Annotated in this window: 23 protein-coding genes and 1 riboswitch; of the genes, 17 read left to right on the top strand and 6 right to left on the bottom strand. The window is 74.1% G+C overall.

What is annotated here, in order from left to right; genetic code table 11:
* The first annotated feature begins 14 nt into the window (after positions 1 to 14).
* From ACPYOM_RS01210 to purE, 7 genes are all read left to right on the top strand, one after another.
* On the top strand, positions 15 to 1304 hold the full coding sequence (locus tag ACPYOM_RS01210) for an adenylate/guanylate cyclase domain-containing protein (RefSeq protein WP_481344564.1): 1290 nt from the start codon (positions 15 to 17) through the stop codon (positions 1302 to 1304).
* 106 nt (positions 1305 to 1410) lie between these two features.
* Positions 1411 to 2226 (top strand): enoyl-CoA hydratase-related protein, encoded by an 816-nt coding sequence (locus tag ACPYOM_RS01205; protein ID WP_481344563.1) that lies wholly within the window; start codon positions 1411 to 1413, stop codon positions 2224 to 2226.
* Between the two features lie 192 nt (positions 2227 to 2418).
* A complete protein-coding gene (locus ACPYOM_RS01200; protein ID WP_076259350.1) occupies positions 2419 to 3096 on the top strand; it encodes a response regulator transcription factor in 678 nt (225 codons plus the stop codon).
* 1 nt (position 3097) lies between these two features.
* Complete coding sequence (locus ACPYOM_RS01195; RefSeq protein ID WP_481340773.1) at positions 3098 to 4126, top strand: sensor histidine kinase; 1029 nt, start codon at positions 3098 to 3100, stop codon at positions 4124 to 4126.
* 40 nt (positions 4127 to 4166) lie between these two features.
* Positions 4167 to 4811 (top strand): GtrA family protein, encoded by a 645-nt coding sequence (locus ACPYOM_RS01190; RefSeq protein ID WP_481344562.1) that lies wholly within the window; start codon positions 4167 to 4169, stop codon positions 4809 to 4811.
* 25 nt (positions 4812 to 4836) lie between these two features.
* A complete protein-coding gene (locus ACPYOM_RS01185) occupies positions 4837 to 6027 on the top strand; it encodes a 5-(carboxyamino)imidazole ribonucleotide synthase (protein WP_481344561.1) in 1191 nt (396 codons plus the stop codon).
* A 55-nt stretch (positions 6028 to 6082) separates the two neighbouring features.
* Positions 6083 to 6577, top strand: coding sequence for a 5-(carboxyamino)imidazole ribonucleotide mutase (purE, locus tag ACPYOM_RS01180; protein WP_481340782.1), 495 nt, complete (start codon positions 6083 to 6085; stop codon positions 6575 to 6577).
* Positions 6578 to 6630: 53 nt separating this feature from the next.
* On the opposite strand, the gene ACPYOM_RS01175 is transcribed toward purE, so the two are convergent.
* Positions 6631 to 7095 carry a CoA-binding protein gene (locus tag ACPYOM_RS01175; protein WP_481344560.1) on the bottom strand — a complete coding sequence of 155 codons (465 nt, stop codon included), beginning with the start codon at positions 7093 to 7095 and terminating at the stop codon, positions 6631 to 6633.
* A 75-nt stretch (positions 7096 to 7170) separates the two neighbouring features.
* On the opposite strand from ACPYOM_RS01175, the gene ACPYOM_RS01170 reads away from it, so the two are divergent.
* A complete protein-coding gene (locus ACPYOM_RS01170; RefSeq protein ID WP_481344559.1) occupies positions 7171 to 8190 on the top strand; it encodes an LLM class F420-dependent oxidoreductase in 1020 nt (339 codons plus the stop codon).
* Between the two features lie 21 nt (positions 8191 to 8211).
* Here ACPYOM_RS01170 and ACPYOM_RS01165 read toward each other — a convergent pair whose 3' ends face one another.
* From ACPYOM_RS01165 to ACPYOM_RS01155, 3 genes are read right to left on the bottom strand one after another with little or no spacing between them, the layout of a single operon-like run.
* A complete protein-coding gene (locus ACPYOM_RS01165) occupies positions 8212 to 9042 on the bottom strand; it encodes an SDR family oxidoreductase (protein ID WP_481340768.1) in 831 nt (276 codons plus the stop codon).
* Positions 9039 to 9869, bottom strand: coding sequence for an acylneuraminate cytidylyltransferase family protein (locus tag ACPYOM_RS01160; RefSeq protein WP_481344558.1), 831 nt, complete (start codon positions 9867 to 9869; stop codon positions 9039 to 9041). The genes ACPYOM_RS01165 and ACPYOM_RS01160 overlap by 4 nt, the downstream gene beginning before the upstream one ends.
* Entirely contained in the window at positions 9866 to 10855 is a 990-nt protein-coding gene (locus ACPYOM_RS01155; protein WP_481340766.1) for a Gfo/Idh/MocA family protein, read from the bottom strand. The genes ACPYOM_RS01160 and ACPYOM_RS01155 overlap by 4 nt, the downstream gene beginning before the upstream one ends.
* 44 nt (positions 10856 to 10899) lie before the next feature.
* Between ACPYOM_RS01155 and ACPYOM_RS01150 the strand changes: the two genes are divergently transcribed.
* From ACPYOM_RS01150 to ACPYOM_RS01110, 9 genes are all read left to right on the top strand, one after another.
* Positions 10900 to 12417, top strand: a complete 1518-nt coding sequence (locus ACPYOM_RS01150) for a lipopolysaccharide biosynthesis protein (RefSeq protein ID WP_481340765.1) — start codon at positions 10900 to 10902, stop codon at positions 12415 to 12417.
* A gap of 106 nt (positions 12418 to 12523) precedes the next feature.
* Positions 12524 to 13942 (top strand): hypothetical protein, encoded by a 1419-nt coding sequence (locus ACPYOM_RS01145; protein ID WP_481344557.1) that lies wholly within the window; start codon positions 12524 to 12526, stop codon positions 13940 to 13942.
* A 1-nt stretch (position 13943) separates the two neighbouring features.
* Positions 13944 to 14648 (top strand): NeuD/PglB/VioB family sugar acetyltransferase, encoded by a 705-nt coding sequence (locus ACPYOM_RS01140; protein WP_481340763.1) that lies wholly within the window; start codon positions 13944 to 13946, stop codon positions 14646 to 14648.
* Positions 14645 to 15733, top strand: a complete 1089-nt coding sequence (locus tag ACPYOM_RS01135; RefSeq protein ID WP_481340762.1) for an N-acetylneuraminate synthase family protein — start codon at positions 14645 to 14647, stop codon at positions 15731 to 15733. Before ACPYOM_RS01140 ends, ACPYOM_RS01135 begins: the two co-directional genes overlap by 4 nt.
* A gap of 1 nt (position 15734) precedes the next feature.
* A complete protein-coding gene (gene neuC / locus ACPYOM_RS01130; protein WP_481344556.1) occupies positions 15735 to 16958 on the top strand; it encodes a UDP-N-acetylglucosamine 2-epimerase in 1224 nt (407 codons plus the stop codon).
* Positions 16955 to 18010 carry a sugar phosphate nucleotidyltransferase gene (locus tag ACPYOM_RS01125; protein ID WP_481340760.1) on the top strand — a complete coding sequence of 352 codons (1056 nt, stop codon included), beginning with the start codon at positions 16955 to 16957 and terminating at the stop codon, positions 18008 to 18010. The genes neuC and ACPYOM_RS01125 overlap by 4 nt, the downstream gene beginning before the upstream one ends.
* Before the next feature lie 132 nt (positions 18011 to 18142).
* A complete protein-coding gene (locus tag ACPYOM_RS01120; RefSeq protein WP_481344555.1) occupies positions 18143 to 19180 on the top strand; it encodes an SDR family NAD(P)-dependent oxidoreductase in 1038 nt (345 codons plus the stop codon).
* Entirely contained in the window at positions 19177 to 20373 is a 1197-nt protein-coding gene (locus ACPYOM_RS01115) for a DegT/DnrJ/EryC1/StrS family aminotransferase (RefSeq protein WP_481340758.1), read from the top strand. Before ACPYOM_RS01120 ends, ACPYOM_RS01115 begins: the two co-directional genes overlap by 4 nt.
* Before the next feature lie 66 nt (positions 20374 to 20439).
* Complete coding sequence (locus ACPYOM_RS01110) at positions 20440 to 22326, top strand: Na+/H+ antiporter (RefSeq protein ID WP_481344554.1); 1887 nt, start codon at positions 20440 to 20442, stop codon at positions 22324 to 22326.
* 22 nt (positions 22327 to 22348) lie between these two features.
* On the opposite strand, the gene ACPYOM_RS01105 is transcribed toward ACPYOM_RS01110, so the two are convergent.
* Together ACPYOM_RS01105 and ACPYOM_RS01100 are read right to left on the bottom strand one after the other, a co-directional pair.
* Positions 22349 to 23392, bottom strand: a complete 1044-nt coding sequence (locus ACPYOM_RS01105; RefSeq protein ID WP_481344553.1) for an LD-carboxypeptidase — start codon at positions 23390 to 23392, stop codon at positions 22349 to 22351.
* A gap of 54 nt (positions 23393 to 23446) precedes the next feature.
* The gene (locus ACPYOM_RS01100; RefSeq protein ID WP_481344590.1) at positions 23447 to 24793 is read right to left on the bottom strand and encodes a bifunctional o-acetylhomoserine/o-acetylserine sulfhydrylase; all 1347 of its coding nucleotides are present in this window, start codon (positions 24791 to 24793) and stop codon (positions 23447 to 23449) included.
* 55 nt (positions 24794 to 24848) lie between these two features.
* Positions 24849 to 24967: riboswitch (SAM riboswitch) on the bottom strand.
* Positions 24968 to 25090: the final 123 nt, after the last annotated feature.

Here is a 25090-nt window from a genome sequence, read left to right as displayed (position 1 = left end):
GGCATGATCGGCGCATGACCGAGCCGGGCGCCGACGCCGCGGACGTCGCGGGCGCCGACGACGCTGCCGCCCCGGACGCCCCGGACGTCGCGGACGTCGCGGACCTCGCGGGCGGCATCGGCACGCCCTCCGACCCGGCGGAGCCCGCCCCGGCCGCCGACGCCGCCTCGGCCGCCGACGCCGCCTCGGCCGCCGACGCCGCCTCGGCCGCCGACGTCGCCGAGGCCGCACGCGTCGTTCGTGCCGAGGGCCGGCCGGACGGCGAGGAGCGGGCGACCCGTGACTACACCGAACAGCTGCTCGGCCGACCGCTCGAGCTGCGTCGGCGCGACGTCAGCCGTGCCGCCGAGGTGTCGTTGCTCTCGGCCCGCAGGTTCTGGCACGCGCTCGGGTTCCCCGTCGTCGACACCGACGACGAGCTGTTCACCGAGGCCGACCAGCGGGCCCTGGCGGCCGTGGCGGGCATCGTGCGCGAGGGACTGCTCGACGAGACGACCGCCCTGGCCATGACCCGGGCCTTCGCGCGCTCGACCGACCGCCTCGCCGGCTGGCAGTCGCAGCTCATCGCCGAGGCGGTCGAGGCCGAGTGGTCGGCGGCCCAGGCGCAGGACGAGCACGACGCCGGGGAGTCCCGCGCGGTGCCCGGCATCCAGACGGCGGAGGAGACGGCCCGGCGGCTCGCCGCGCTGACCGACCGCCTCGAGCCCCTCCTCGTCTACGCGTGGCGCCGGCACCTGTCGGCCACCGTGTCGCGCATGCTCGCCGACGCCGACCCCGAGTCCTACGGCCTGACGAAGATGCGCTCGGTCGGGTTCGCCGACCTCGTCAACTTCACGGCCCTCGTGCGGCGGATGTCCGAGCGCGACCTCGCCCGGCTGGTGTCCCGGTTCGAGGCGCTGTCGGCCGACGTCATCACGGCCCACGGCGGCCGACTCATCAAGACGGTCGGCGACGAGGTGCTCTTCACGACGGTCGGCGTGGCGCCCGCGGCCGCCATCGCGCTCGACCTCGTCGAGACGATGACCGAGGACGACGTCCTGCCCGACGTCCGCTGCGGCATGGCCCGCGGACCGATCATCTCGCGGCTCGGCGACGTCTTCGGCACGACGGTCAACCGGGCCTCCCGGCTGACGGCCGTCGCACAGGCCGGCACCGTCCTCGTCGACGCGACGCTGGCGCGCGAGCTCGCGGCGATGTCCGGCTTCGAGCTGACCGGGCAGCGTCGACGCATCCTGCGCGGCGTCGGTCCGGTGACGCCGTCGCTCCTGCGCCGCGCGTCCGCCGCCGGACGCCGGACGTCCTGACCGCCCGGCCGTCCCACCTCACCGACGACCCCCACCCGACCACCGACCGTCCACACCGACCATCCGCACCGTCCAGCACCGCCCGCCCGTCGCCAGGAGAGCCGCCGTGACCGACCAGCCCACCCCGCCGCCCCCGCTCGTGCGCGTCGAGCGGTTCGACGAGCCGCGCCTGGCCCACGTCGCCGAGATCGTCCTCGACCGCCCCGCGGCGATGAACGCCGTCTCCACCCACATGGCCCGCGCGATCAGCGCGGCCACCGCCGAGGTGGCCGCGGACGCGTCGGTCCGCTGCGTCGTCCTCACCTCGAGCCACCCCACGGCGTTCTGCGTCGGGGCCGACCTCAAGGAGCGCAACGCCTTCACCGACGCCGACCTCATGGAGCAGCGGCCGGTGGCCCGGGCGGCGTACGGCGGCGTCCTCGGGCTGCCGGTGCCGGCCGTCGCGGCCGTCGACGGGTTCGCGCTCGGGGGCGGCTTCGAGCTCGCGCTCTCGTGCGACGTCATCGTCGCCGGCGCGGGAGCCACCGTGGGCCTGCCGGAGGTCGGTGTCGGCGTCATCCCGGGAGGGGGCGGCACGCAGCTGCTCGTGCGCCGGGTCGGCTGGTCGCGCGCCGCGCGGGCGATCTTCACCGCCGCCCGGCTCGAGGCGGACGAGGCCCTCGCGCTCGGTGCCGTCGACGAGGTTGTGGCCGCGGGGACGGCACGGGAGCGGGCCCTCGAGCTGGCGGCCCTCGTGGCCGCCAACTCGCCGGTGGGCCTGCGCAACGCCAAGAAGGCCATGCGTCTGGGTGCCGACGTCGACCTCGCGGCCGGTCTCGAGATCGAGGACGCGTGCTGGCGCGCCACGGCCTTCTCCGGTGACCGGCGCGAGGGCGTGGCGGCGTTCGCCGAGAAGCGGCGCCCGCAGTGGCCGGGACGCTGAGCGCTCCCGGGGCGGCCGGGCCCTCACCGCGCGCCGAGGGCGAGCGCACGTCGTGGTGGTCGCCGCCGCGTCGACGACGCGGGTGCGTGCCGACGGTGCGTGCGAGTGCGAATCGTCCCATTGTCGATAGGCTGCCCACGGCCGGCGCGGACGACACGAGCGGCGGCCCCGAGCGATGTGAGGGACGGTGACATGACGAGAGTGCTCCTGGCGGAGGACGACCCGGCCATCTCGGAACCGCTGGCGCGGGCGCTGCGGCGCGAGGGGTACGACGTCGACGTGCGCGAGGACGGCTCGGCCGCCCTCGACGGCGCCAAGGAGAACCCCGACCTCGTCCTGCTCGACCTCGGCCTGCCGAAGATCGACGGCCTCGAGGTGTGCCGTCGCATCCGCGCCGAGGGCCGCACGATCCCCGTCCTCATCCTCACTGCCCGCGCCGACGAGGTCGACACCGTCGTGGGCCTCGACGCCGGGGCCGACGACTACGTCACCAAGCCCTTCCGGCTCGCCGAGCTGCTCGCCCGCGTCCGGGCCCTGCTGCGGCGCACCCCGACGGAGGTCGTCGCCTCGGGGGAGCTGGTCCGCATCGACTCCGACGGCCGCCGCGCCTGGTTCAAGGGCCAGGAGCTGCAGCTGACCGCCAAGGAGTTCGACCTGCTTCGGGTGCTCGTGCGTGAGCAGGGCAAGGTCGTCTCCCGCGAGCAGCTGATGCGCGAGATCTGGGACACCGCGTGGTTCGGGTCCACCAAGACCCTCGACATGCACATCTCGGTCCTGCGCCGCAAGCTCGGTGACGACGCCACGTCGCCGCAGTACATCGCGACGGTCCGTGGCGTGGGCTTCCGCTTCGAGCGTCCCCAGGCGGAGTGAGATGAGGCGGCTGCTCGACCGGATGACGTTCGTGGTCGTGGGGGTCACGGCCGGGCTGTGCCTCGTCCTGGCCACCGGCGTCCTCTGGTGGGTCCTGACCCAGCAACGCGACGAGGTGGGCGCGTGGCTCGACCCCGACCCGCTCGTGGGCCTGGGCTGGTTCGCCGCCGCGATGGCCGGGGTTGCGGCCGTCGCCGCCGGCGTGGGGTTCCTCGCGACCCGGGCCTGGCGCCAGCGCGTCGAGGGGGCGTCACAGGAGCTGCTCCACCTCGCGGCACGCTTCGCCAACGGCGAGGCCCGGCTGACGCCGGTCCACTCCGGCATCGCCGAGATCGACGAGGTGTCCGGCGTCATGACGCGCCGGGCCCACGACATGACCAAGACGCTGGCGGCCGAGCGTGACTTCGCAGCCGACGCCTCGCACCAGCTGCGCACGCCGTTGACCGCCCTGCTCATGCGCCTCGAGGAGATCTCCGAGACCGACGACGCCGAGGTGGTCAAGGAGGAGGCGAACATCGCGATCGCCCAGGTCGAGCGGCTGACGCGCGTCGTCGACGACCTGCTGGGGCGGGCCCGCGGGTCCGGTGGCCCCTCGCCGGCGGTCTCCCTCGACTCGGTCATCGCCGCGCTCCAGCGCGAGTGGCAGCCGGCCTTCGAGCAGGCGCGACGGTCCGTGCGCGTCCGTGGCGAGCGCGGCCTCTTCGTCCGGTCGACGCCGGTGGCGCTGTCCCAGATCCTCTCGACGCTGCTCGAGAACTCCCTCGTGCACGGCCGTGGCACGGTGGACATCCACGCGCGCCGGTCCGGCCCGTCGGTCATCGTCGAGGTCAGCGACCAGGGCGACGGCGTGCCCGCGGCGATGGCGCCGCACATCTTCGAGCGCTCGGTCAGCAGCGGGGCGGGGGGCAGCACCGGCCTGGGCCTCGCCCTGGCACGTGACCTCGCCGAGTCCAACGGCGGCCGCCTCGACCTCGTCCAGGCCCAGCCGGCCCGGTTCGCCCTGTTCCTGTCCGAGGCCGAGACCGACTGAACCGCCGGGGGCTCCCCGGGGGCGGGGGTAGGGTGCGCCCGTGAGGCGCGTGCACCACTACCTGTTCGTGCGCCACCGCCACAACTGGGTGCTGCTCTTCCGGTTCGGGGCCGTGGGTGCCTCCGGCGTGCTCGTCAACATGGTCACCCTCATCCTCGTCAAGAAGCTCGGCCCCGGCGAGCACCTGGCCCTGCTCGCCCTCGCCGGCACCGAGTACCACGTGCGCTGGTACCACGTGTACTCGACCGTCGCGTTCCTCGTCGCCAACCTCTGGAACTTCCAGCTCAACCGCTCGTGGACGTTCCGGACGAGCCGGCACGCCCGGTGGCTGCGGGAGTACCTGCCGTTCCTCGCCGTCGGTCTGCTCGCCCAGGTGGTGGGCCTCGTCCTGCTGACCCTGCTCATGCACCCGAGCTCGGCGTTGCACCTGCCGCAGTCGGTCTTCGACAACTCGACGGGCTTCCGCACCCGCCTCTACTGGGCCCAGCTCATCGTCATCGCGGTGACGACGCCGGTGTCCTTCGTGCTCAACAAGCTGTGGACCTTCGCCGCGGTGCGGACGCACCACCCCGACCTCGCCGACCCGCGCCACGCGGAGGCGGTGCTCGCCGAGCCGGACGGCCTGCCCGCACACCCGGCGGGGGTGGCACCGGCGGCGTCGGGTGGACCGGACGTCCGGGCCTGAGGCCGCGCGGCTACGCTTGGGCGCCGTGAGCCAGCCCAAGCGCGCCCCCGGAGGATTCCCCGTCGTCGGCGTCGTCGGCGGCGGCCAGCTGGCCCGGATGATGCAGGGACCGGCCGTCGAGCTCGGCATCCAGCTGTCCGTCCTCGCCGAGAGCGACACCGCGGCCGCGGCCCTCGTCGTGCCGAGCGCCCCCGTCGGGGCGCACACCGACGTCGAGGCGATCCGCGCCTTCGCGGCCGCGTGCGACGTCGTCACCTTCGACCACGAGCACGTGCCCCAGGAGGTCCTCGCCGAGCTCGAGGCCGAGGGCGTCGTGCTCCACCCCACGCCCTCGGCGCTGCGGTTCGCCCAGGACAAGCTGGCGATGCGCGAACGGCTCGAGGCCCTCGGCGTCGCCTGTCCGCGCTGGCGTGCGGCCCGGACCGCGGCGGACGTCGAGGCCTTCGCGGGCGAGGTCGGGTGGCCGGTCGTCGCCAAGACGCCGCGCGGCGGCTACGACGGCAAGGGGGTCGTCGTGGCGCGGTCCGTCGCCGACCTCGCCGACTGGCTCACCCGCGTCGGTGAGCCCGGCGCCCTCGCGGACGGGCTGCTCCTCGAGGAGAAGGTCGACTTCACCCGCGAGATCGCCGTCCTCGTGGCACGCAGCCCCTCCGGCCAGGCGGCGGCGTGGCCCGTCGTCGAGACCGTCCAGACCGACGGCATCTGCACCGAGGTCCTCGCACCCGCTCCGCACCTCGACGCCGACCTCGCCTCGACCGCCACCGAGGCAGCCCTGCGCATCGCCGGGGAGCTCGGCGTGACGGGCGTGCTCGCCGTCGAGATGTTCGAGGTCGAGCGCGACGGCCGGCCGACGTACGTCGTCAACGAGCTGGCGATGCGCCCCCACAACAGCGGCCACTGGTCGATGGACGGCGCCGTCACCGGGCAGTTCGAGCAGCACCTGCGCGCGGTGCTCGACCTGCCCCTCGGCGACCCGCGCCCACGCGCACCGTGGACCGTCATGGCCAACGTCCTCGGCGGCGACTACGAGCAGCTCTACCCCGCCTACCGGCACGTCATGGCCCGCGACCCGGGGGTCAAGGTCCACCTCTACGGCAAGGGCGTGCGCCCGGGCCGCAAGATCGGCCACGTCAACGTCAGCTCGACCGACCTCGCCGAGGCCCGCGGGCGGGCCGGCCACGCCGCGGACTACCTGCGCGGCACCGTCACGGAATGAGGACCACGTGAGCGACCAGACCCCTGAGCCACAGCGGCCCGTCGTCGGCATCGTCATGGGCAGCGACAGCGACTGGCCCGTGATGCGCGAGGCCGCGCGGGCCCTGCAGGAGTTCGACATCCCCTTCGAGGCCGATGTCGTGTCCGCGCACCGGATGCCCGACGAGATGATCGCGTACGGGCACGACGCCGCCGGCCGCGGCCTGCGCGTCGTCATCGCCGGTGCCGGCGGTGCGGCTCACCTGCCCGGGATGCTCGCGTCGGTGACCCCGCTGCCGGTCGTCGGCGTCCCGGTGCCCCTGAAGTACCTCGACGGCATGGACTCGCTGCTGTCGATCGTGCAGATGCCCGCCGGTGTGCCCGTCGCCACCGTGTCGGTCGGTGGCGCGCGCAACGCCGGCCTCCTCGCGGCGCGGATCGTCGCGTCCGGCTCGGACGAGCTGGCTGTCGACGTCCGCGAGCGGATGCTCGCCTTCCAGGAGGACCTGCGGGACCAGGCCCACGCCAAGGGCGCGAAGCTGCGCGACGAGGTCGCACGCGGCCTCGACTGAGCCGAGCGAGCCGACCGGCTCGGCCGGGCCGACGGGACGGGTGTCGCGCGTCGTCAGCCGGTGACGGCGTCGGCACCGTCACCGGGCTGGATGCGCGGGTACTCGATCTTCGGGCAGGTGTCCATGACGACGGCCAGGCCGGCCGCCTCCGCCCGGGCCGCGGCGTCCTCGTCGACGACACCGAGCTGCAGCCACAGCGCCTCGATGCCGAGTCGCTCCCGCTGGGCGACCGCCTCGTCGACGAGCGCGCCGACGTGGTCGCTGTTGACGAAGAAGTCGACGACCCGGACGACGGTGCCGTCGGGGACGTCGGCGAGCGCGGCGTAGCCGGTGGCGCCGTGCACCGTGGCCGCAGACGGGTGGACCGGGACGAGGTGCATGCCGAGCTCGCGCTGGAGCCACAGCGAGACGCGGTGGGCGGTGCGGTCCGGGTTGTCGCCGAGCCCCACGACGGCCCAGGTCGCCGGCGTGACCAGCAGGTCGCGGATGACGTCGGGATCGTTGCGGTGCGGGGCCATGCGCCCCATCCTCACACGCAGCAGGCGCCGGAGGACCGCCGGTCCCCGGGCGGTCCGTCGTGGTTGGATGGGCGGATGCGATTCGGAATGTTCGTCCCCCAGGGTTGGCGCATGGATCTGGTCGGCATCGAGCCGGCCCAGCAGTGGGAGGCGATGGTCAACCTCGCCAAGCACGCCGACGACGGAGCCGTCTTCGAGTCGATCTGGGTGTACGACCACTTCCACACCGTGCCGCAGCCGTCCGGCGAGGCGACGCACGAGGCCTGGACGCTGATGGCGGCGTTCGCGGCAGCGACCGACCGCGTCCGGCTCGGCCAGATGTGCACGTGCATGGCCTACCGCAACCCCGCCTACCTGGCGAAGGTCGCGGCGACGGTCGACGTCATCTCGGGCGGGCGGACCGAGATGGGCATCGGCGGCGGCTGGTACGAGCACGAGTGGCGCGCCTACGGCTACGGGTTCCCCAAGGCCGGTGACCGGCTCGGTGCGCTTCGCGAGGGCGTCCAGGTCTTCCGAGACATGTGGACCACCGGGTCGGCCACGCTCGACGGGACGTACTACCAGGTGGACGGCGCCCTCTGCGCGCCCCGGCCGCTGCAGGGCACGAGCCACCCGGGCAGCGAGCGCAACGGCATCCCGATGTGGATCGCCGGCGGCGGGGAGAAGGTCACCCTGAGGATCGCCGCGCAGTACGCCGACTACACGAACTTCTTCGACGACCCCGAGACCTTCGACCGCAAGAGCGCGATCCTCGCCGACCACTGCAAGGACCTCGGTCGCGACTTCGACTCCATCGTGCGTTCGGGCAACTTCAACGTCGTCATCGGCGAGACCGAGGCCGACGTCGAGGACCGCCTCGCGTTCAACGGCGAGCTGCTGCGCAAGGGTGGCGTGCCGGACGCCAAGGTCGAGGAGCACGTCGCGGCGCTGCGACGGCAGCCGGCCGTCGGCACGCCGGAGCAGGTCGTCGAGGTGCTCAAGGACATGCAGTCGCGGGGGATGACCTACGCGATCACCTACTTCGGCGAGGCCGCCTACGACCGCTCCGGCATCGAGCTGTTCGAGGAGAAGGTCGCCCCCGAGCTCAAGGGCTGAGGTGTCGGCGGGCTGCGCGGCCTACCAGGCCGTCCAGCCGCCGTCCACGGCGACGACCTGCCCGGTGACGTACGCCGACGCGTCCGACGCGAGCCACGTGACGACGCCGCGGAAGTCGTCCTCGGTGCCCATCCGCCCCAGCGGCGTCAGCCGTTCGTAGCGCTCGACGAAGGCGTCGTCCTGCCCGCGCGCGATGCCGCCCGGGGCGAAGGCGTTGACCCGCACCTCCGGTGCGAGCACCGTGGACAGGTAGCGGGTCAGCTGCGCGAGGCCGCCCTTGCTGGCGGCGTAGGCCGCTGGGTTGCCCATGCGCGTGCCCTCGTAGAGCCCCATGTTGGGTCCGACGAGCCCGTAGATGCTCGAGACGTTGACGACGCTGCCGCGGCCGGTCGCACGCAGCAGGGGCGCGAGGCGGCGGGTCAGCGAGAACGGCGCCGTGAGGTTGAGGGCCAGGGCCATCGTGAACGCCTCGTCGGTCTGCTCCTCGAACGGCACGGCGTAGCCCGGCACGCCGGAGGTGCCGGTGAAGGCCGCGTTGTGGACGAGCACGTCACAGGCGCCGAGTGCGGTCACGGCGGCGACGACGTCCGAGAGCCCGTCGGGGTCGAGGAGGTTCGCGCCGAGCGGGACGTGGTCCGAGCCGGGCAGGGCCGTGGCGGCCTCGGCGCACGCCGACGCGTCGAGGTCGACGACGACGACCCGAGCCCCGGCCGCCGCCAGGGCGTCGGACAGCACCCGGCCGAGGGGGCCGGCTCCGCCGGTGACGACGGCGGTCCGTCCGGTCAGGTCGGTGAGGTCGGTGGGGCCGGTCGTGCGGTTGCTCGTGGCGTCGCTCGGACGGTCGGTCGTCATCGGGCGTCCTCCGTGCTCGGCTCGTCCGTGGCGTCGAGCCACGGCAGGGTGACGAGGCCGGCGCCCACGAGGGCCTCGATGAGCTGGAACTCGTACTCGTCGTCGATCGAGAACGCCTGCGCCTCGGGGATCTCGAGGCCGGCATGGGTGCCCTCGTCGAACCACGACGCCTCGAGCCGGCGGACAAAGGCGGCCCGCCACAGGTAGAAGTTGCCGTTGATCCGCAGGAACCGGGCGGCGTCCTGACGGCGGGTGATGCCGGTCCCGGCGTCGAGGAACCGGGTCAGGGGACCGTCGGGTCGGGTGGCGTCGGCCGGGCGGACGCCGACCCACACCGGGTTGAACGTCGGCTCGGAGACGCTGACCACCCCGTCGAGGCCGGGGTCGGCGGCCAGGCGGCGTGTCGCCTCGGCGAGCTGTGCGGGCACGCGGCACGGACTCGTCGGGTCGAGCAGCAGGACGGCGTCGTAGGGCCGTCCCTCGTCGGCCTCGACCCACTCGAGCGCGTGCCGCACGACGGGTGCCATGGGGGCGTCGTCGCCGGCGAGGTGTGCCGGGCGCAGGAAGGGAGCCTCGCCGCCGTGAGCCCGCGCGACCTCGGCGATCTGCTCCGAGTCGGTCGTCACGACGCACCGGGTCACCTCGGGCGTGACCGCGGCGGCGCGCACCGAGTGCGCGATGAGCGGAAGACCGGCGAGTGGCCGGATGTTCTTGCCCGGCAGGCCCTTCGAGCCGCCGCGAGCCGGGATGACCGCCAGGATGCGGGACCCGCTCGGCGGTGTCGGGGGTGGTGTCGTCGGCGGTGTCGTCGGCGGGGTCGTCGTCACGAGAGCTCCCTCGCTCGGTCGCAGAGGTCCAGCGTGGCCAGCCCCTCCGCGAGGGTGGCGGGCGCGCCCGCACGGTGACGCGTCGACGCGTCGGCGGCCGGGGCCAGCTCGAGGGCGGCGCGGGCCTGGGTGGCCATCGTCGCGTCGCGGTCCCGGTCGGCCGTGAAGGTGCGGCGCGTCACCGAGCCGTCGGCCGCGGTGTGACGCACCGTCGCGGAGGGCAGGTCCCACTCCAGGCACCCGTCGGGTCCCCGCAGCACGAGGCCGCGGGTCGCCGGGCGCGTCACGTAGTCGAGGCGGCAGGTCACGGTCGCCCTCCCGGCCGACCACAGCAGCGTCGCCGCCTGCTCGGCCTCGATGTCGAGGGGTCCGTCGTGCTCGAGCCGGGCGCCGACCAGAACCGGGGGACCGAGGAGCACGGTGAGGTAGTCCAGCTCGTGCACGAGGTCGCGCAGGACGCCGCCCTCGCCGGCGCGGGCGGAGTAGGACTGCCGGTGGTCCCGCTCGGGACGCCAGTCGGGCAGCCACGACTGCGACCAGGCGTGCGCCGACACGACCCCGCCGGGCGTGCACTCGACGACGGAGCCGGTGGAGGCGAGGACGTGGCGGAACGCCTCGTGGGCGCGCAGGGGAGCGGCGACCCACACGTCACCGGCGCGGGGATGCCCGGCGAGCGCCTCCGCGGCGGACCGCGTCGGGGCCACGGGCTTCTCGAGGAGGACGCGACGCGCACCGGCGTCGAGGGCGGCCACGGTGTCGGGGACGTGCCGCCCGGTGTCGGTCGCCACCACGACGAGGTCCGCCCCGCCGAGCGCGTCCGCGCCTGACGCGTCGTCGAGGAGACGGACGCCGGGCAGGTCGGGATCGGTGGCGCTGCCGCGCGGCCGGACCGGCCACAGCGAGACGGTGCACCCGATGCCCGCGAGGACGCGGGCGTGACGGCGCCCGATCGACCCGGCCCCTCGCACGACGACGACCGCGCTCACGTCGCGCTCACCCGGTCCTCCTTCGCCCTAGTAGGTTTCCCATCGTGGCAGACGACCGCGAGTCCCCGGCGACCGACACCGAGCCGCCCGAGCCCGCGCCCGCGTCCGTGCCGGGTGCAGCCGGTGCCCCGGCCGCAGTCGGTGCCACGGGTGCAGCCGCTGCGACGGGTGCGACGGGCGTCTCGCTCGGCGCCCACTCGGTCATCTACCTCGTCGGCACCGCCCTGCAGGGCCTGGGGGTCCTGCTCGTCCTGCCGTTCGCGACCCGGGTCCTCGGCCGGACCGAGTTCGGTCTGGTGGCCACGGGGCTGGTCGTCGTGCAGATGGTCGGCACCATCGCGGCCGCGGGGCTCCCGCAGGTCATCCTGCGCGAGCACCACCGCGGCGCCGAGGGGCCGAGGGTGGCGCGCGCCCTGGCCGGGACGATGGTCCTGCTCGCGCTCGGGCTCGGTGTCGTCGGCCTCGTCGTGGCCCTCGTGCTGTCGGCGGTGGGCCACGGTGACCTCACCGTGTGGCTGCCGCTCGTCGTCGCGTCCGTGGGGCTGACCACGGTGGTCTCCGGTCAGACCCTCATGCGGGCTCGCTTGCGGCCGTGGGGTTTTCTCGCGCTGGCGGTCGTGGCGACGGTCGGGGCGCAGGCGGCCGGGGTGCTCGCCGCTCGCGCCGAGCCGACCGCGGGTCGCTACCTCGTCGGCTACGCGGCGGTCGTCGTGCTCGCCGCCGTCCTCGCCCTCGTCGTCGGACGTCCGTTGCCGCCGACGGTCGAGCGGGCCCGTGTCCGGGCCGGCATCCGGCTCGCGGCGCCCCTGCTGCCGCAGGCCGTCGCGATGCTCGGGCTGCTGTCCGGCGACGTGCTGCTCACCGGCTGGCTCGTGGGCGCCGGCGCGGCCGGCGAGTACCAGGTGGCCCTGCAGCTGGGGAACATGCCCTTCGTCCTCGCCGTCGCGCTCTTCAACGCCTGGGGCCCGCTCGTCCTGTCGCGCCCGCTCGAGGACCGCTGGGCCTGGACCGCCCGCACCGGCACGGCCCTGACCACCGTCGTCGGTGCGGGGGCCGCCGGCGTCGCGCTCCTCGGTCCGTGGCTCGTGGCGCTCATGACCGACCAGACTTTCGACCGGGCCGGCATCGTCGCGGCCCTCGGCGTCGTGTCGACGGTGGCCGTGGCGTACATGGTCTACCAGGGTGCCTCGCTCGCCGTGCTCGACGCCGAGCGCACGGGGCGGCTCGCCTGGGCGGCGCTGGCGGCGCTCGGCGTCCTCGTCGTGTCGGCGTGGCTGCTGGCCGCGGTGGCCGGCCTCGGCCTCGTCGGCGTCGCGATCGCGAAGGCGCTGGCGTACGTCGCGCTCGTGGGCGCGACGACGTGGTTCGCCGTGCGGCACTCGCCCCTGAGGTGGCCCGGTCGGTTGCCCGCAGTGGCGCTGGCCTCGTTCGCGCTCGCGCTCGTCGGGGCCGCGCTGCCGGGCGACGGTGCGGGCGCGTGGGTGCGCGCCGCCCTCGCGGTCGCCGTCGCCGGCGGCGCCCTCGCCCTCGCGCCGGGCGTCCTCCGGAGCCTGCGCGGATAGGATGAGGCGCCCGCCGGGCGGCGCTTACCACGCCCCACCCGCTCGACCTTCCGCCCGACCTTCCGCTCGACCTTCCGCTCGACCTTTGAGGAGAGACGCTTTCGTGGTGACACCCCTCGTCCACATGGGACTGGGCTACGACGACCTCCTCGTTCCGGCGCTCGTCCACGCCGGCTTCGAGACCAAGGACCTCGTCCTCGTCGTGCGCACCGACGCCAACCTGGCATGGGTACGCCGCCACGCGCCCCGGGCCACCGTCGTGCGTCTGCCCTACGCCCGGGCGCGCAGGGCGAACGTCGTCAGCGGGCTGGCCCCGCACGCCGCCCTGAAGCGCGCCTGCGCCGGCGTGGGCCTGGACCCGCTCGACCTGCTCGTGTCCGAGCGGGCCCTGCGTCGCAACCGGGTCGACACCGCGATGAACTTCCTCAACCTCGCCGCCGAGGAGCTCGAGGCCGTCATCGCCGACCGCGGGCCGATGCTCGCGCTCGTCGAGTTCACCGTCACCTCCGAGCTGCTCACGGCCGGGCTCGTGACCCACCACGGGGGTCTCGCGACGTGGCCGCGCGGCATCCGCCTGCCCTCCGACCGGTTCGGCCTCATCGGCGCCCCCAAGGGAATCACCTTGTGGGAGAGGCAGGTCGAGGATTCCTCCGCCGTCGAGGCGGGCGAGCGGTTCATCTCCGACTGGAGGACCGAGCACGGCCGTCCCATGGGCTACGCCCGCAACCTCAAGGTCGAGACCGGCGGCGAGATCTGGCGTCTGGCCACCGACCGCGTCCGCGAGTTCGCGGTCGACCGCGGCGCGAACCTCCAGCTTCCTCGGCCCAGCGACTACGCGCGGCTGCCGTGGCTCAACCCGGTCAAGGCACGGCTCAACCTGCGCGAGTACCAGTCCCGGCGGTGGGACCCGGTGCCCGAGCGGTTCGTCTTCCTGCCCCTGCAGGTGCAGCCCGAGTCCAGTGCCGACGTCATGGGCCAGGAGTGGCGTGACCAGGCGTACACGGCCCGAGTCCTCGCCGACGCCCTCGCACCTCTCGACATCGGCGTCGCCGTCAAGGAGCACGCCCACTTCATGTGGCGACGCGACCCCGACTACTGGCCGCAGTTCGACATCCACCCGAACATCGCGACCATCGACCCGTTCGCCGACTCGCGCGACCTCATGAAGCGCGCCGTGTTCACGACGACGGCCACGGGGACCGTCGGTCTCGAGGCCGGGCTGCTCGGCCTGCCCGTCGTGTCGGGTGCACGGATGCCCTGGAGCGCGCTCGGCAACGTCGCCACCCTCGCCAGTCCCGACGACCTGCCGCAGTTCGTCGAGGACCGCGGATGGGAGTCGCTGGGCGCCGAGCAGCGAGACATCGACGACTGGTTCGTCCACTCGTACGTGCGCAACTCGTGGGAGGGCCTCGTGCTCGACCCCCCTCGCGTGCCGGCCGTCCTCGAGCCGGAGAACATCCGCAAGGTCGGCGGTGCCCTCGCCGAGGCGGCGACCTCGCTCGGCCACGTGCGGCAGGGGGCCTGACGTGGCGGGCTGGGTCGTCCTCGGCGCCGGCGGGCACGCGCGTTCGGTCGTCGACGTCCTCGAGCGCGCCGGCCACCGGGTGGTCGCCGTCGCGGGCGACGCCGGTGGGCGGGCCTGGCACGTGGAGGCGCTGGAGACCGACGTCGACGCGCTCGACCGCGCGGCCGCGCACGCCCTCGACGTCGCGGTCGCGATCGGCAGCAACCCCGCGCGCACCCGGCTGCTGAGCCAGATCGCAGAGCGCGGCCTCGCGGCACCGGCCGTCGTGGCCGCCACCGCCACGGTCGCCCCGCACGCCCGGCTCGGCGCGGGCACCGTCGTGCTCGAGCACGCCCACGTGGGGCCCGCGGCGTCCCTCGGTACCGCGGTCGTCGTCAACACCGCGGCCGTGGTCGAGCACGACTGCACGGTCGGTGACGGCGTCCACGTCGCACCCGGCGCCGTGCTCCTCGGTGCCGCATCGGTGGGCGCCGGCTCGCTGGTCGGCAGCGGGGCCCGCGTCCTACCGGGCGTCCGTGTCGGGGCCGGCGTCACCGTCGGGGCGGGCGCCGTCGTCACCGAGGACGTGCCCGACGGCTCCACCGTCGTCGGCGTCCCCGCCCGTCGGGCCGCCGGAAGCGTGGCGGCCTCCCGAACCCCGTCTGACTTTCCGGACCCCCGCACCGCCCAGACACGCCAGCCCCGCCAGACCGGAGAACGCCCGTGACCACCGACCGGCTCGACCCGCACGCACCGGCCGGAGGTGCGCCGGGCGTCCGCGCCGTCGACCTCGCCGGCACGACCGTGCCGACGCCGGGAAAGGTCCACGTCATCGCCGAGGCGGGCGTCAACCACAACGGCGACCCTGACCTCGCCCACCGGCTCGTCGACATCGCCGCGGCCGCCGGCGCGGACGCCGTGAAGTTCCAGACCTTCTCGCCGGACAAGCTCGTCTCCTCGGCCGCCGCCACGACGCCGTACCAGCGCGACCGCGGCGGCAGCTCGGACCAGCGCAGCCTCCTCGAGGCACTGACGCTGCCGGGGTCCGTCTGGGCCGAGCTGCGCGACCACGCGCGCGAGGCCGGCACGACGTTCCTGTCCACCCCGTTCGACCTCGACAGCGCCGAGCTGCTCGTCGGCCTCGGGCTCACCGCGCTCAAGGTCAGCTCGGGCGAGCTGACGAACCTGCCGTACCTGCGCGAGCTCTCGCGACTCGGCGTGACCCTCCTCGTGTCGACGGGGATGGGCACCGGGGCGGAGGTGGCCGAGGCCGTCGAGGCGTGCGCCGACGCCCCCGGCCTGGTCCTGTTCCACTGCGTGTCGGCCTACCCGGCGCCCGTCGACGAGTGCAACCTGCGGGTCATCCCCGCGCTCGCGGCCCGGCACGGGGTGCCCGTCGGCTGGTCCGACCACACGCCGGGCCTGACCACCGCCCTGGGCGCGGTGGCGCTCGGCGCGCCGGTGCTCGAGAAGCACTTCACCGCCGACCGCTCGCTGCCGGGCCCCGACCACCTCGCGAGCCTCGAGCCCGACGCCCTGAGCGAGTACGTCCGCGAGACCAAGGCGCTGGCCCGGGCCCTGGGGGACGGCGTCAAGGTGCGCCAGCCCTCGGAGGAGGAGAACGCGACGCTCGTGCGCCGGTCGTGGCACGTGGCGTCCGACCTGCCCGCCGGGCACACCCTGACCGGCGCGGACCTGCGGCTGCTCCGGCCCGAGGGCGGGCTCCGCCCGGCCGTCGACGTGCGTGGACGCGTCCTCGTCCGTGGCGTCACGGCCGGCGCGCCGCTCACCGACGCCGACCTCGAGGCCTGACGTGCCGGCTCCCGGTGCGCACTGCGGCGACCGCACGACCGTCGCCGTCTTCGTCGGCACGCGTGCCGACCTCGGCCCGCTCTCGGCCGTGCTCGAGGCGCTCGCGGCGGCCGACGACGTCGAGCTGCACGTGCTGACCGGCGTGATGTACGCGCCCGACGACCTGGCCGCGGCGCTGCCGCCCGTGCTGGCTCCCGAGGAGTGGCGCTCCCGCGTCGAGCCGCTGGCCGAACCGATGACAGCGGTCACCGTGGGGACGCAGCTCGAGCAGGGCGCGGTGATCGCCCGGGCCGCCGGGGAGGTGCTCGGCCGGCTCGACGCCGACGCCCTCGTCGTGCTCGGGGACCGGTGGGAGCTGCTCTACGTCGTGCCGCCGGCCTTCCTGCTCGGCGTGCCGGTGGTCCACCTGCACGGTGGCGAGGTGACCGAGGGTGCCGTCGACGAACGGGTCCGGCACGCCGTCACCAAGCTCGCCGACCAGCACTGCGTCGCCTCCGAGGAGGCCGCCGCGCGCCTGCGGCAGATGGGCGAGCCGGCCGACCGGGTCCATGTCACCGGGGCCCCCGGCCTCGACCGGCTCGCGGCCGCCGAGCCGCTCGACGACGCGACGCTGGCGGCCCTCGTCGGCCTCGACGCGGTGACGCGTCCCTTCGCACTGTTCACCTACCACCCGCCGACGGCCCAGCCCGGGGCCCCGGTGGGGAGGTGGGCGCGCGAGGCCCTCGAGGCGACGCTCGCCGCGTCGGGCACCGTCGTGGCGACCCACCCCGGTATGGACGACGGGCGTGAGGCGATCATCGCCGCGCTCGAGCAGGTCGCGGCCCACGAGCCACGGCTGCGCGTCGTCGAGGCCCTCGGTCGGGACTACCCGCGGGTCCTCGCGTCGGCCGACGTCGTCGTCGGCAACTCCAGCTCGGGCGTCATCGAGGCGGCCAGCGTCGGGGTGCCGGCCGTCGACGTGGGGGAGCGGCAGCGGGGCCGGCTGCGGGGCGCCAACGTCGCCCACGCCGAGGAGGGACGCGCCCCCGTCGAGACCGCCGTGCGGGAGGCGCTGACCGCGGAGGCCCGCGCGACCACCAACCCGTACGGAGCGGGTGATGCCAGCGGGCGCATCCTCGCTATCGTTCGGGGAGCGGGCACCGCCCCGCGCGTCAAGCGCTTCGTCGACCTGCCCGACCGCGACGGAGCCGCACCAGCGAGGCCGACGGGCGAGGAGGACCGGTGACCGCCCGAGACCTGCGCGCCGCGAGCGCGCCGACGACGGCGACGATCCGGGACGCCCTCGAGGTCGTCGACCGCAGCGCGACGCTCGTCTGCCTCCTCGTCGACGACGCCGGCCGCCTCGCCGGGCTGCTCACCGACGGCGACCTGCGGCGCGCCTTCCTCAAGGGCTCCAGCCTCGACGACCCGGCCCTGGAGCACGCGACGACGAGCCCGCAGGTCGTGGCCGCCGGCTCACCGCGGGCGCTCGTCCTCGACCTCATGCAGGCGCTGCGGATCTCCGCGGTGCCGGAGGTCGCCGACGACGGCACGCTCGTCGGGCTGCACACGCTGTCCGACGTCGTCGGGTCGGCACCGCTGCCCAACGTCGCCGTCGTCATGGCCGGAGGTCGTGGCACCCGCCTCGGCGACCTGACCCGCGACACCCCCAAGCCCCTCATGACCGTCGCGGGCCGCTCGATCCTCGAGTGGATCGTCCTCGGCCTCGTCGGCGACGGCATCCGCGACATCTACGTCAGCGTCAACTACCTCGCCGACCAGATCGAGGAGCACCTGGGCGACGGCTCGCGCCTCGGCTGCACGGTCCGCTACCTGCGCGAGGAGCCCGACCTGCCGCTCGGCACCGCAGGCTCGCTCACCCTGCTGCGCGAGCAGCGCCCCGACCTCGCACACCCGGTCGTCGTCATGAACGGCGACCTCATGGTCGACTACAGCGCGGGCCAGCTCCTCGAGGCGCACCTGCGCACCGGCGCCGCCGTCACGGTGGCCACCCGCACCTACCAGCACGAGGTGCCGTTCGGCGTCGTCGAGAGCGAGGGCGGGCGGGTCACCGGCCTGTCCGAGAAGCCGACCCTCAGCCTCGACATCAACGCCGCCGTCTACGCGGTCGAGCCGCGCGCGCTCGCGTGGCTGCCCGCCGGCCGGGCGAGCACGATGCCCGAGCTCGTCGAGACGTGCCTCGAGCGGGGCGAGCCTGTGACGGCCTGGCCGATCCAGTCCGAGTGGATCGACGTCGGCACGCCCGGTGACCTCGCCCGCGCGCAGGGCCAGGGCTGAGGGCGCCGGCCTCCGTCCGAGCCCGACGTCGACCCGACCAGGCCGACGACCGACGAGCACGACGACTGACCAGCACGACGACGAACCACGAGCATGACGAGTACGACGAACCCCCATGACGAGAAGGCAGCTGTGACAACGCAACCCACGCCCCAGCCGATGACCGGGTCGATCGCCGGCAAGACCGTGCTCGTGACCGGCTCCGACGGCTTCATCGGCAGCAACGTCGTCGAGCGGCTCCTCGCCGACGGCGCGAAGGTGCGGGCCTTCTGCCTCTACAACTCCAACGGCTCGACCGGCTGGCTCGACGAGTCGGACACCTTCCGGCGCGCGGTGCGCGACGGCCGGGCCGAGGTCGTCCTCGGTGACATCCGCGACCCCGAGCACGTCATGGCCAGCGCCGAGGGCGTCGACGTCGTCCTGCACCTCGCCGCGCTCATCGCGATCCCGTTCTCGTACGTGGCGCCCCGCTCCTACGTCGAGACCAACGTCATCGGCACCCTCAACGTCCTCGAGGCCGTGCGCCGCCAGGGCGTGCCGCGGATGGTCAACACGTCGACGTCCGAGGTGTACGGCACGCCCGAGTCGGTGCCGATCACCGAGGAGCACCCGCTGCGCGGCCAGTCGCCGTACTCGGCGACGAAGATCTCGGCCGACAAGATGTGCGAGTCGTACGCGTTGTCGTTCGGCACGCCGGTCACGACGCTGCGGCCCTTCAACACCTTCGGCCCGCGCCAGTCCACACGCGCCGTCATCCCGACGGTCCTGTCGCAGCTGCTCGCCGGCGCGTCCGAGCTGCGGCTCGGCGACGTGACGCCCAGGCGCGACTTCACCTTCGTCAGCGACACCGCCGACGGCTTCGTGCGTGCCGCCCTCGCGGACGTCGAGCCGGGGACGACGATCCAGCTCGGCACCGGGCGCACCGTGTCGGTCGGCGACGTCGTCGAGCTGTGCAAGAAGGTCACCGGCAACGACGCCGACGTCGTCACCGAGAGCGACCGCATCCGCCCGGAGAACTCCGAGGTGCAGGTCCTCCTGTCGGACCCGTCGCGCGCCAACGCGGTCCTCGGCTGGGCGCCGACCGTGTCACTCGAGGAGGGCCTGGCCGCGACGGCAGAATGGCTGCGCCCGCGGGTCGACCCCGAGACGGCCGGGCGGTACCACCGGTGACGACGGGCGCAGCGAGGCCGCCGGCCGGGGAGGCGCACGCGCCGGGCTCGCGCGGGCCCGAGGGCACGATCCCGCTGGCCGTCCCCAACATCGGCGAGCTCGAGCGTCGGTACGTCCTCGAGGCGGTCGAGTCCGGGTTCGTCTCGTCCGTCGGACCGTTCGTCTCGGAGTTCGAGCACCGGTTCGCCGAGCGCGTCGGGGCCCGGCACGCCGTCGCCTGCGCAACGGGGACGGCCGCGATCCACGTCGGTCTGCTGCTGCTCGGCGTCGAGCGGGACGACGAGGTGTTCTGCTCCGACTTCACCTTCGTCGGGTCGGTCAACCCCATCGCCTACGTGGGGGCGCGCCCGGTGCTCGTCGACTCCGAGGCCCGCACGTGGAACCTCGACCCCGAGCTGGTCGCCGGCGAGCTGGACCGCCGGGCCGCCGAGGGTCGCCCGCTGCCGAAGGTCGTCGAGGTGGTGCACGTCCTCGGCCAGCCCGCCGACATGGAACCCCTCGTCGATGCGTGCGCACGCCACGGCGTCGCGATCCTCGAGGACGCCGCCGAGTCGCTCGGCGCCACGTGGTCCGGCGGTCGGTACGCCGGGTCGCACACCGGCACCGTGGGGCGGGTCGGCTGCTTCTCCTTCAACGGCAACAAGATCGCCACGACCGGTGGCGGCGGGATGCTCGTCACCGACGACGACGAGCTCGCCGCGCGGGCCCGCCACCTGACCACCCAGGCCAAGGTTCCCGACGTCGGGTACCTGCACGACGAGGTCGGCTACAACTACCGGCTCACCAACCTGGCCGCGGGCCTGGGCCTGGCCCAGCTCGAGCGCCTCGACGAGTTCGTCGCGGCCAAGCACCGGATCGCGACGCGGTACGACGAGGCGTTCGCCGGCCTCCCGCTCGTCCTGCCGCCGCGCGTCGAGGGTCTCGACGCGACGTACTGGCTCTACTCGGTGCTCGTGCCCGAGGGTGACGGCCGCGGCCGGGACGAGCTGCTCGGACACCTCCACGCGCTCGGGGTCGGCGCCCGCGCGCTGTGGCGACCGCTGCACGCGCAGCCGCCGTTCGCGACGGCGCCGGTGCTCGGCGGCGGGGTCGGCTCGGGGCTCTTCGCCCGCGGCGTCTCGCTGCCCTGTGCCACCGAGCTGACCGAGGCCGACCAGGAGCGCGTCATCGAGGCGGTCCGCTCGTTCTTCTGAGCCCCCGGGCCGCCCACGCGGCGGTCCGATGACGCGCAGGGGGCCGCATGTTGGCAGGATGGCCCGGTGGAGATCGCGACCGGGTTGCTGGCGATCGCCGCGACCGTCCTCGGCGGCGCGTGGCTGGCTGACCGTCTGCGCCTGCCCGCACCGCTCGTCCTCATGCTCGTCGGCATCGTCGGGTCCTACCTGCCCTTCGTGCCCCAGGTGGCCCTGACCCCCGAGGAGGTGCTCCTCGGCATCCTGCCGCCGTTGCTCTACGCGGCCGCCATCCAGACCTCGCTCGTCGACGTCCGCACGTACAAGGGCACGATCGTGTCGCTGTCGGTGGGGCTGGTGCTGTTCACCGCCCTCGCCGTCGCGGTGTTCCTGCACCAGCTGATCGGCCTCGGGTTCGCCGTGGCGTTCGCCATCGGTGCCGTCGTGGCCCCGCCCGACGCGGTCGCGGCCACCGCGGTCGGACGGCAGATCGGGCTGCCGCGGCGGCTCGTGACGATCCTCGAGGGCGAGTCGCTCGTCAACGACGCGACGGCGCTCGTCGCGCTGAGCACGGCGCTCACCGCGGCCGGTCTCGCGACGGGCGACCGGGCGCAGACCCTGACCTTCGGCGGTGTCGTCGGACAGTTCCTCTGGGCCTCGGTCGGTGGTGCGGCGATCGGCTTCGTGGTGTCGCTGGTCGTCCTCGTCCTGCGCAAGCGGTTCTCGACCGAGGCCGCCTTCGACACCGTCCTGTCGTTCATGGTGCCCTTCGCCGCCTACGTCCCCGCCGAGGAGCTGCACGCGTCGGGGGTCATCGCCGTCGTCACCGCCGGCATCGTCCTCGGTCACCGGTCGCCGCGGTCGCAGACCGGCGCGTCACGGCTGTCCGAGCGGATCAACTGGGGGTCCATCCAGTTCCTCCTCGAGAATGCCGTGTTCCTCCTCATCGGCCTGCAGGTCTCGTACGTGGTCGAGAAGGTGCGCGCGTCGTCGCTGTCGTGGGGCACCATCGCGCTCGCGGCCTTCGGCACGCTCGTCGTGGTCCTGCTCGCCCGGCCGGTCTGGGTGTTCCCGTTCCGGTGGTTCAAGTCCAGCGTGCTCCGCCTCGAGGCGCCGTCGCCGTGGTCGCACTCGGCGGTGCTGTCGTGGGCCGGCATGCGTGGCGTCGTGACGCTCGCGGCCGCGCTGCTCCTGCCGGACCAGACGCCGCACCGCGACGTCCTCGTCCTCGTCGCCGTCGTCGTCACGGTGGGGACGCTGATCGTCCAGGGCACGACCCTGCCGCGCCTCGCGCGTCGGCTCGGGGTGCGCGGCCCCGACCCGCGTGAGGACGCCCTCCAGGCCGCGACCGTGCTCCAGGCCGCGACGCGGGCCGGGCTGGAGGCCCTCGACGCGATGCCCGACGTCGACGACGCGACGCGGACGACGCTGCGGGACCGCGCCGACGACCGGCTCAACCAGATGTGGGAGCGCCTCGGTCCGAGGGGCGCCGACGTCGACGAGACGCCGAGCGAGCGCTACGTCCGTGCCCGCATGACGATGCTGCAGGCCGAGCGCGGCGAGGTGCTGCGGCTGCGTGACGAGGGTCGGGCCGACCAGACCGTGCTCCGCGTCGTCCTCGGGGCCCTCGACCTCGAGGAGACGATGCTGGACCGCATCGACGACCAGCAGGAACGACTGGCAGAGAGCGAGATGTTGCCCGTGGAGACCCTCGAGAGCCCGTGCGAGCACCTGGAGGACACCGACTCGTGCGCCGAGCCGCGCACGCCCGAGGGCTGCGAGGAGTGCCTCCGCGCCGGCACGACGTGGGTGCACCTGCGCCTGTGCCTCCAGTGCGGTCACGTCGGCTGCTGCGACTCCTCGGAGTTCAAGCACGCGACGGCGCACTTCCACGACGTCGGACACCCGGTCATCCGCTCCATCGAGCCGGGTGAGACGTGGCGCTGGTGCTACCTCGACGAGGTCGTCGGCTAGCCAGCCGCGGAGTCGCGCGTCGTCAGTCGAGGCGCTGCACGACCGTGTGCGTGCCGGCTGCCGGGTCGTGCTCGACGGACGTCGTGGCGCCCTGCACGAGCGCGAGGAACGGCGCGACGTGCCCGCACTCGACGTCGGCCAGGATCGGCACGCCGAGCATGCCGAGGGCGTCGCTGACGGCGTCGTGCTGGGTGAACCCGCCCGGCTCCGGGGCGTTGGTGCGGGACACGAGGAGGCCGGTGGCCGCGTCGAAGAAGCCGCGCAACCGCATGGCGTGAAGGGCGCGGCAGATGTCGTACGAGGGCCACTCGGCGATGTCGAGCAGGACGACGAGGCCCTCCGGGGCGTGCCGTGCGGCAAAGGTGCTCGTGTCGCCGTAGGTGCTGCCGGCGAGGAAGCTGATCGTCTCGACGCAGCCACCGACGAGCCGCCCCGAGAAGCCCGCGGACTCACCCTCGTGCCCCGGGTCGATGCGGGTCCACGTACCGCGTCCGTCGAGGGTCATCCGCGAGACCGTCGGGTCGGCGGCGTAGTCGTCCCAGCCGCCGGAGCGGAACCGCCCGGGGGAACGCTGCAACAGCTCTTCGCCGGCTGAGGCCGACGCGACGTCGACCCAGTGCAGGATGCCGTCGGGCAGGACGTACGGGGTGTCCATGAGGTTCTGCCCGTGGATCGTGGCCAGGCCGGTGGTGAGGGTGAGGGGGGTCAGCCACGTCGAGGTGTCGGAGAAGCCGACGCACCACGTCGGCTCGGCGGACGAGACGGCGTCCAGGTCGAGCAGGTCGAGCAGGTCGATGCCGGTCTCACCACCCCAGGGCGGCACCACGGCCCTGATCGTGGGGTCGGTGAGCATCGACATGAGCTCGGCCGCGCGTGCCTCACGCGGCCCGCTGACGTGACTCGGTGCGTGGTTGAGCTCGCCCACCACCACGTCGAACCCGCGGTCGCGCAGGCACCGGACGGCATGGGTGAACCGACCCCACAGGCGGTCCTGGACGCCCGAGCTCGGCGAGGTGACACCGACCCGGTCGCCGGGACGCAGGGGAGCGGGGTAGCGGATCGGCATGGCCGACATGCTGCCAGCCGTGCCGACCCGCCACACCCCGTTCTCCGCCGGTGCTCAGGCCTTCGCGGCCGCGAACCCCTGCTCGAGGTCGGCGAGGATGTCGTCGATGTGCTCGATGCCCACGGCGAGGCGCACGAGGCCCGGGGTGACACCCGCCGCGAGGCGGTCCTCCTCGGGGCCCTGCGAGTGGGTCGTCGAGGCGGGGTGGATGACCAGGGACCGCACGTCGCCGATGTTCGCGACGTGGCTGTGCAGGGTCAGCGCCTCGACGAACCTCTTGCCGGCATCGAGACCACCGGCGATCTCGAACGAGAGCACCGCGCCCGCGCCACGGGGCGCGTACTTCTGCGCCGTGGCGTGGGAGGGGCTGTCCGGCAGCGACGCCCACACGACCCGCTCCACCTGGGGGTGACCCTGCAGGTAGGCAGCGACCCTGGCGGCGTTCGCGAGGTGGCGCTCGATGCGCAGCGACAGCGTCTCGAGGCCCTGGGCGATGAGGAACGCGTTGAACGGTGCCGCGGCCGGCCCGAGGTCCCGCAGCAGCTGCACGCGCGCCTTGAGGATGTAGGCGAGGTTGGCCCCGAGCGGGCTGCCGACGCCGAGGTCGCGGGCGAAGACGAGGCCGTGGTAGCTCTCCTCGGGGGTGTTGTAGTTCGGGAACCGCTCCGGGTCGGCGCCGTAGTCGAACCGGCCCGCGTCGACGATGACGCCGGCGATGGACGTGCCGTGACCGCCGAGGTACTTCGTCGCGGAGTGGACGACGACGTCGGCGCCCCACTCGATCGGGCGGATGACGTACGGGGTCGCGATGGTGTTGTCCACGACGAGGGGGACGCCGTGCTCGTGCGCGACCGCCGCAACCGCCTCGATGTCGAGCACCTCGGCCTTCGGGTTGGCGATCGTCTCGCCGAAGAACGCCTTCGTGTTCGGTCGCACGGCGGCACGCCACGCGTCGACCGAGCTGGGGTCCTCGACGAAGCTCACCTCGATGCCGAGCTTGCGGAAGGTGAACCTCAGCAGGTTGACGGTGCCGCCGTAGAGGCTCGGCGAGGCGACGATGTGGTCACCGGCCTCGGCGATGTTGAGCAGGGCCAGGGTGGTGGCCGACTGTCCCGAGGCGACGAGGAGGGCCCCGACACCGCCCTCGAGTGCGGCGATGCGCTGCTCCACGACATCCGTCGTCGGGTTCATGATCCGCGTGTAGATGTTGCCGAACTCCTTGAGCCCGAACAGGTTCGCCGCGTGGTCGGTGTCGTCGAAGACGTAGCTCGTCGTCTGGTAGATCGGCAGGGCGCGCGCACCGGTCGCACTGTCGGCGCTCTGTCCGGCATGGATCTGCTTGGTCTCGAAGGACCAGTTCGGCTCGGTCATCGTTGTCTGCTCTTCCTGGTTCGGGTCGATGACCGGTCGTCGTCCCGACGGCCCGGCGCACCGACGGCTCGGTGCGGGGAGAGGGTCTCCGCGCTTGCCCGCGCCGGCTGTCGACGTCGGGCCAGGTCCTCACCCGGGGCACCCCGCCGCGGTTGGGAGGGTTGCCGGCCAGCGAGCCGGGGCTTGGCGCTGGCGCTCATGACCTGCCCGCAGTGTAGACAGCGGCGGCCGAGGAGTGGGAGCCGGTGTCCGAGGGGTGGCGGCCACCTCCCGCGGAAGCCGCGCCGTGGCGCGGTACTGGCGGCGTCGGGGCCGCTTCCGCGTCGG

The sequence above is a fragment of the Monashia sp. HAY1-2A genome (genome assembly GCF_056755315.1).
This window is presented reverse-complemented; position numbering and strand designations above follow the sequence as displayed.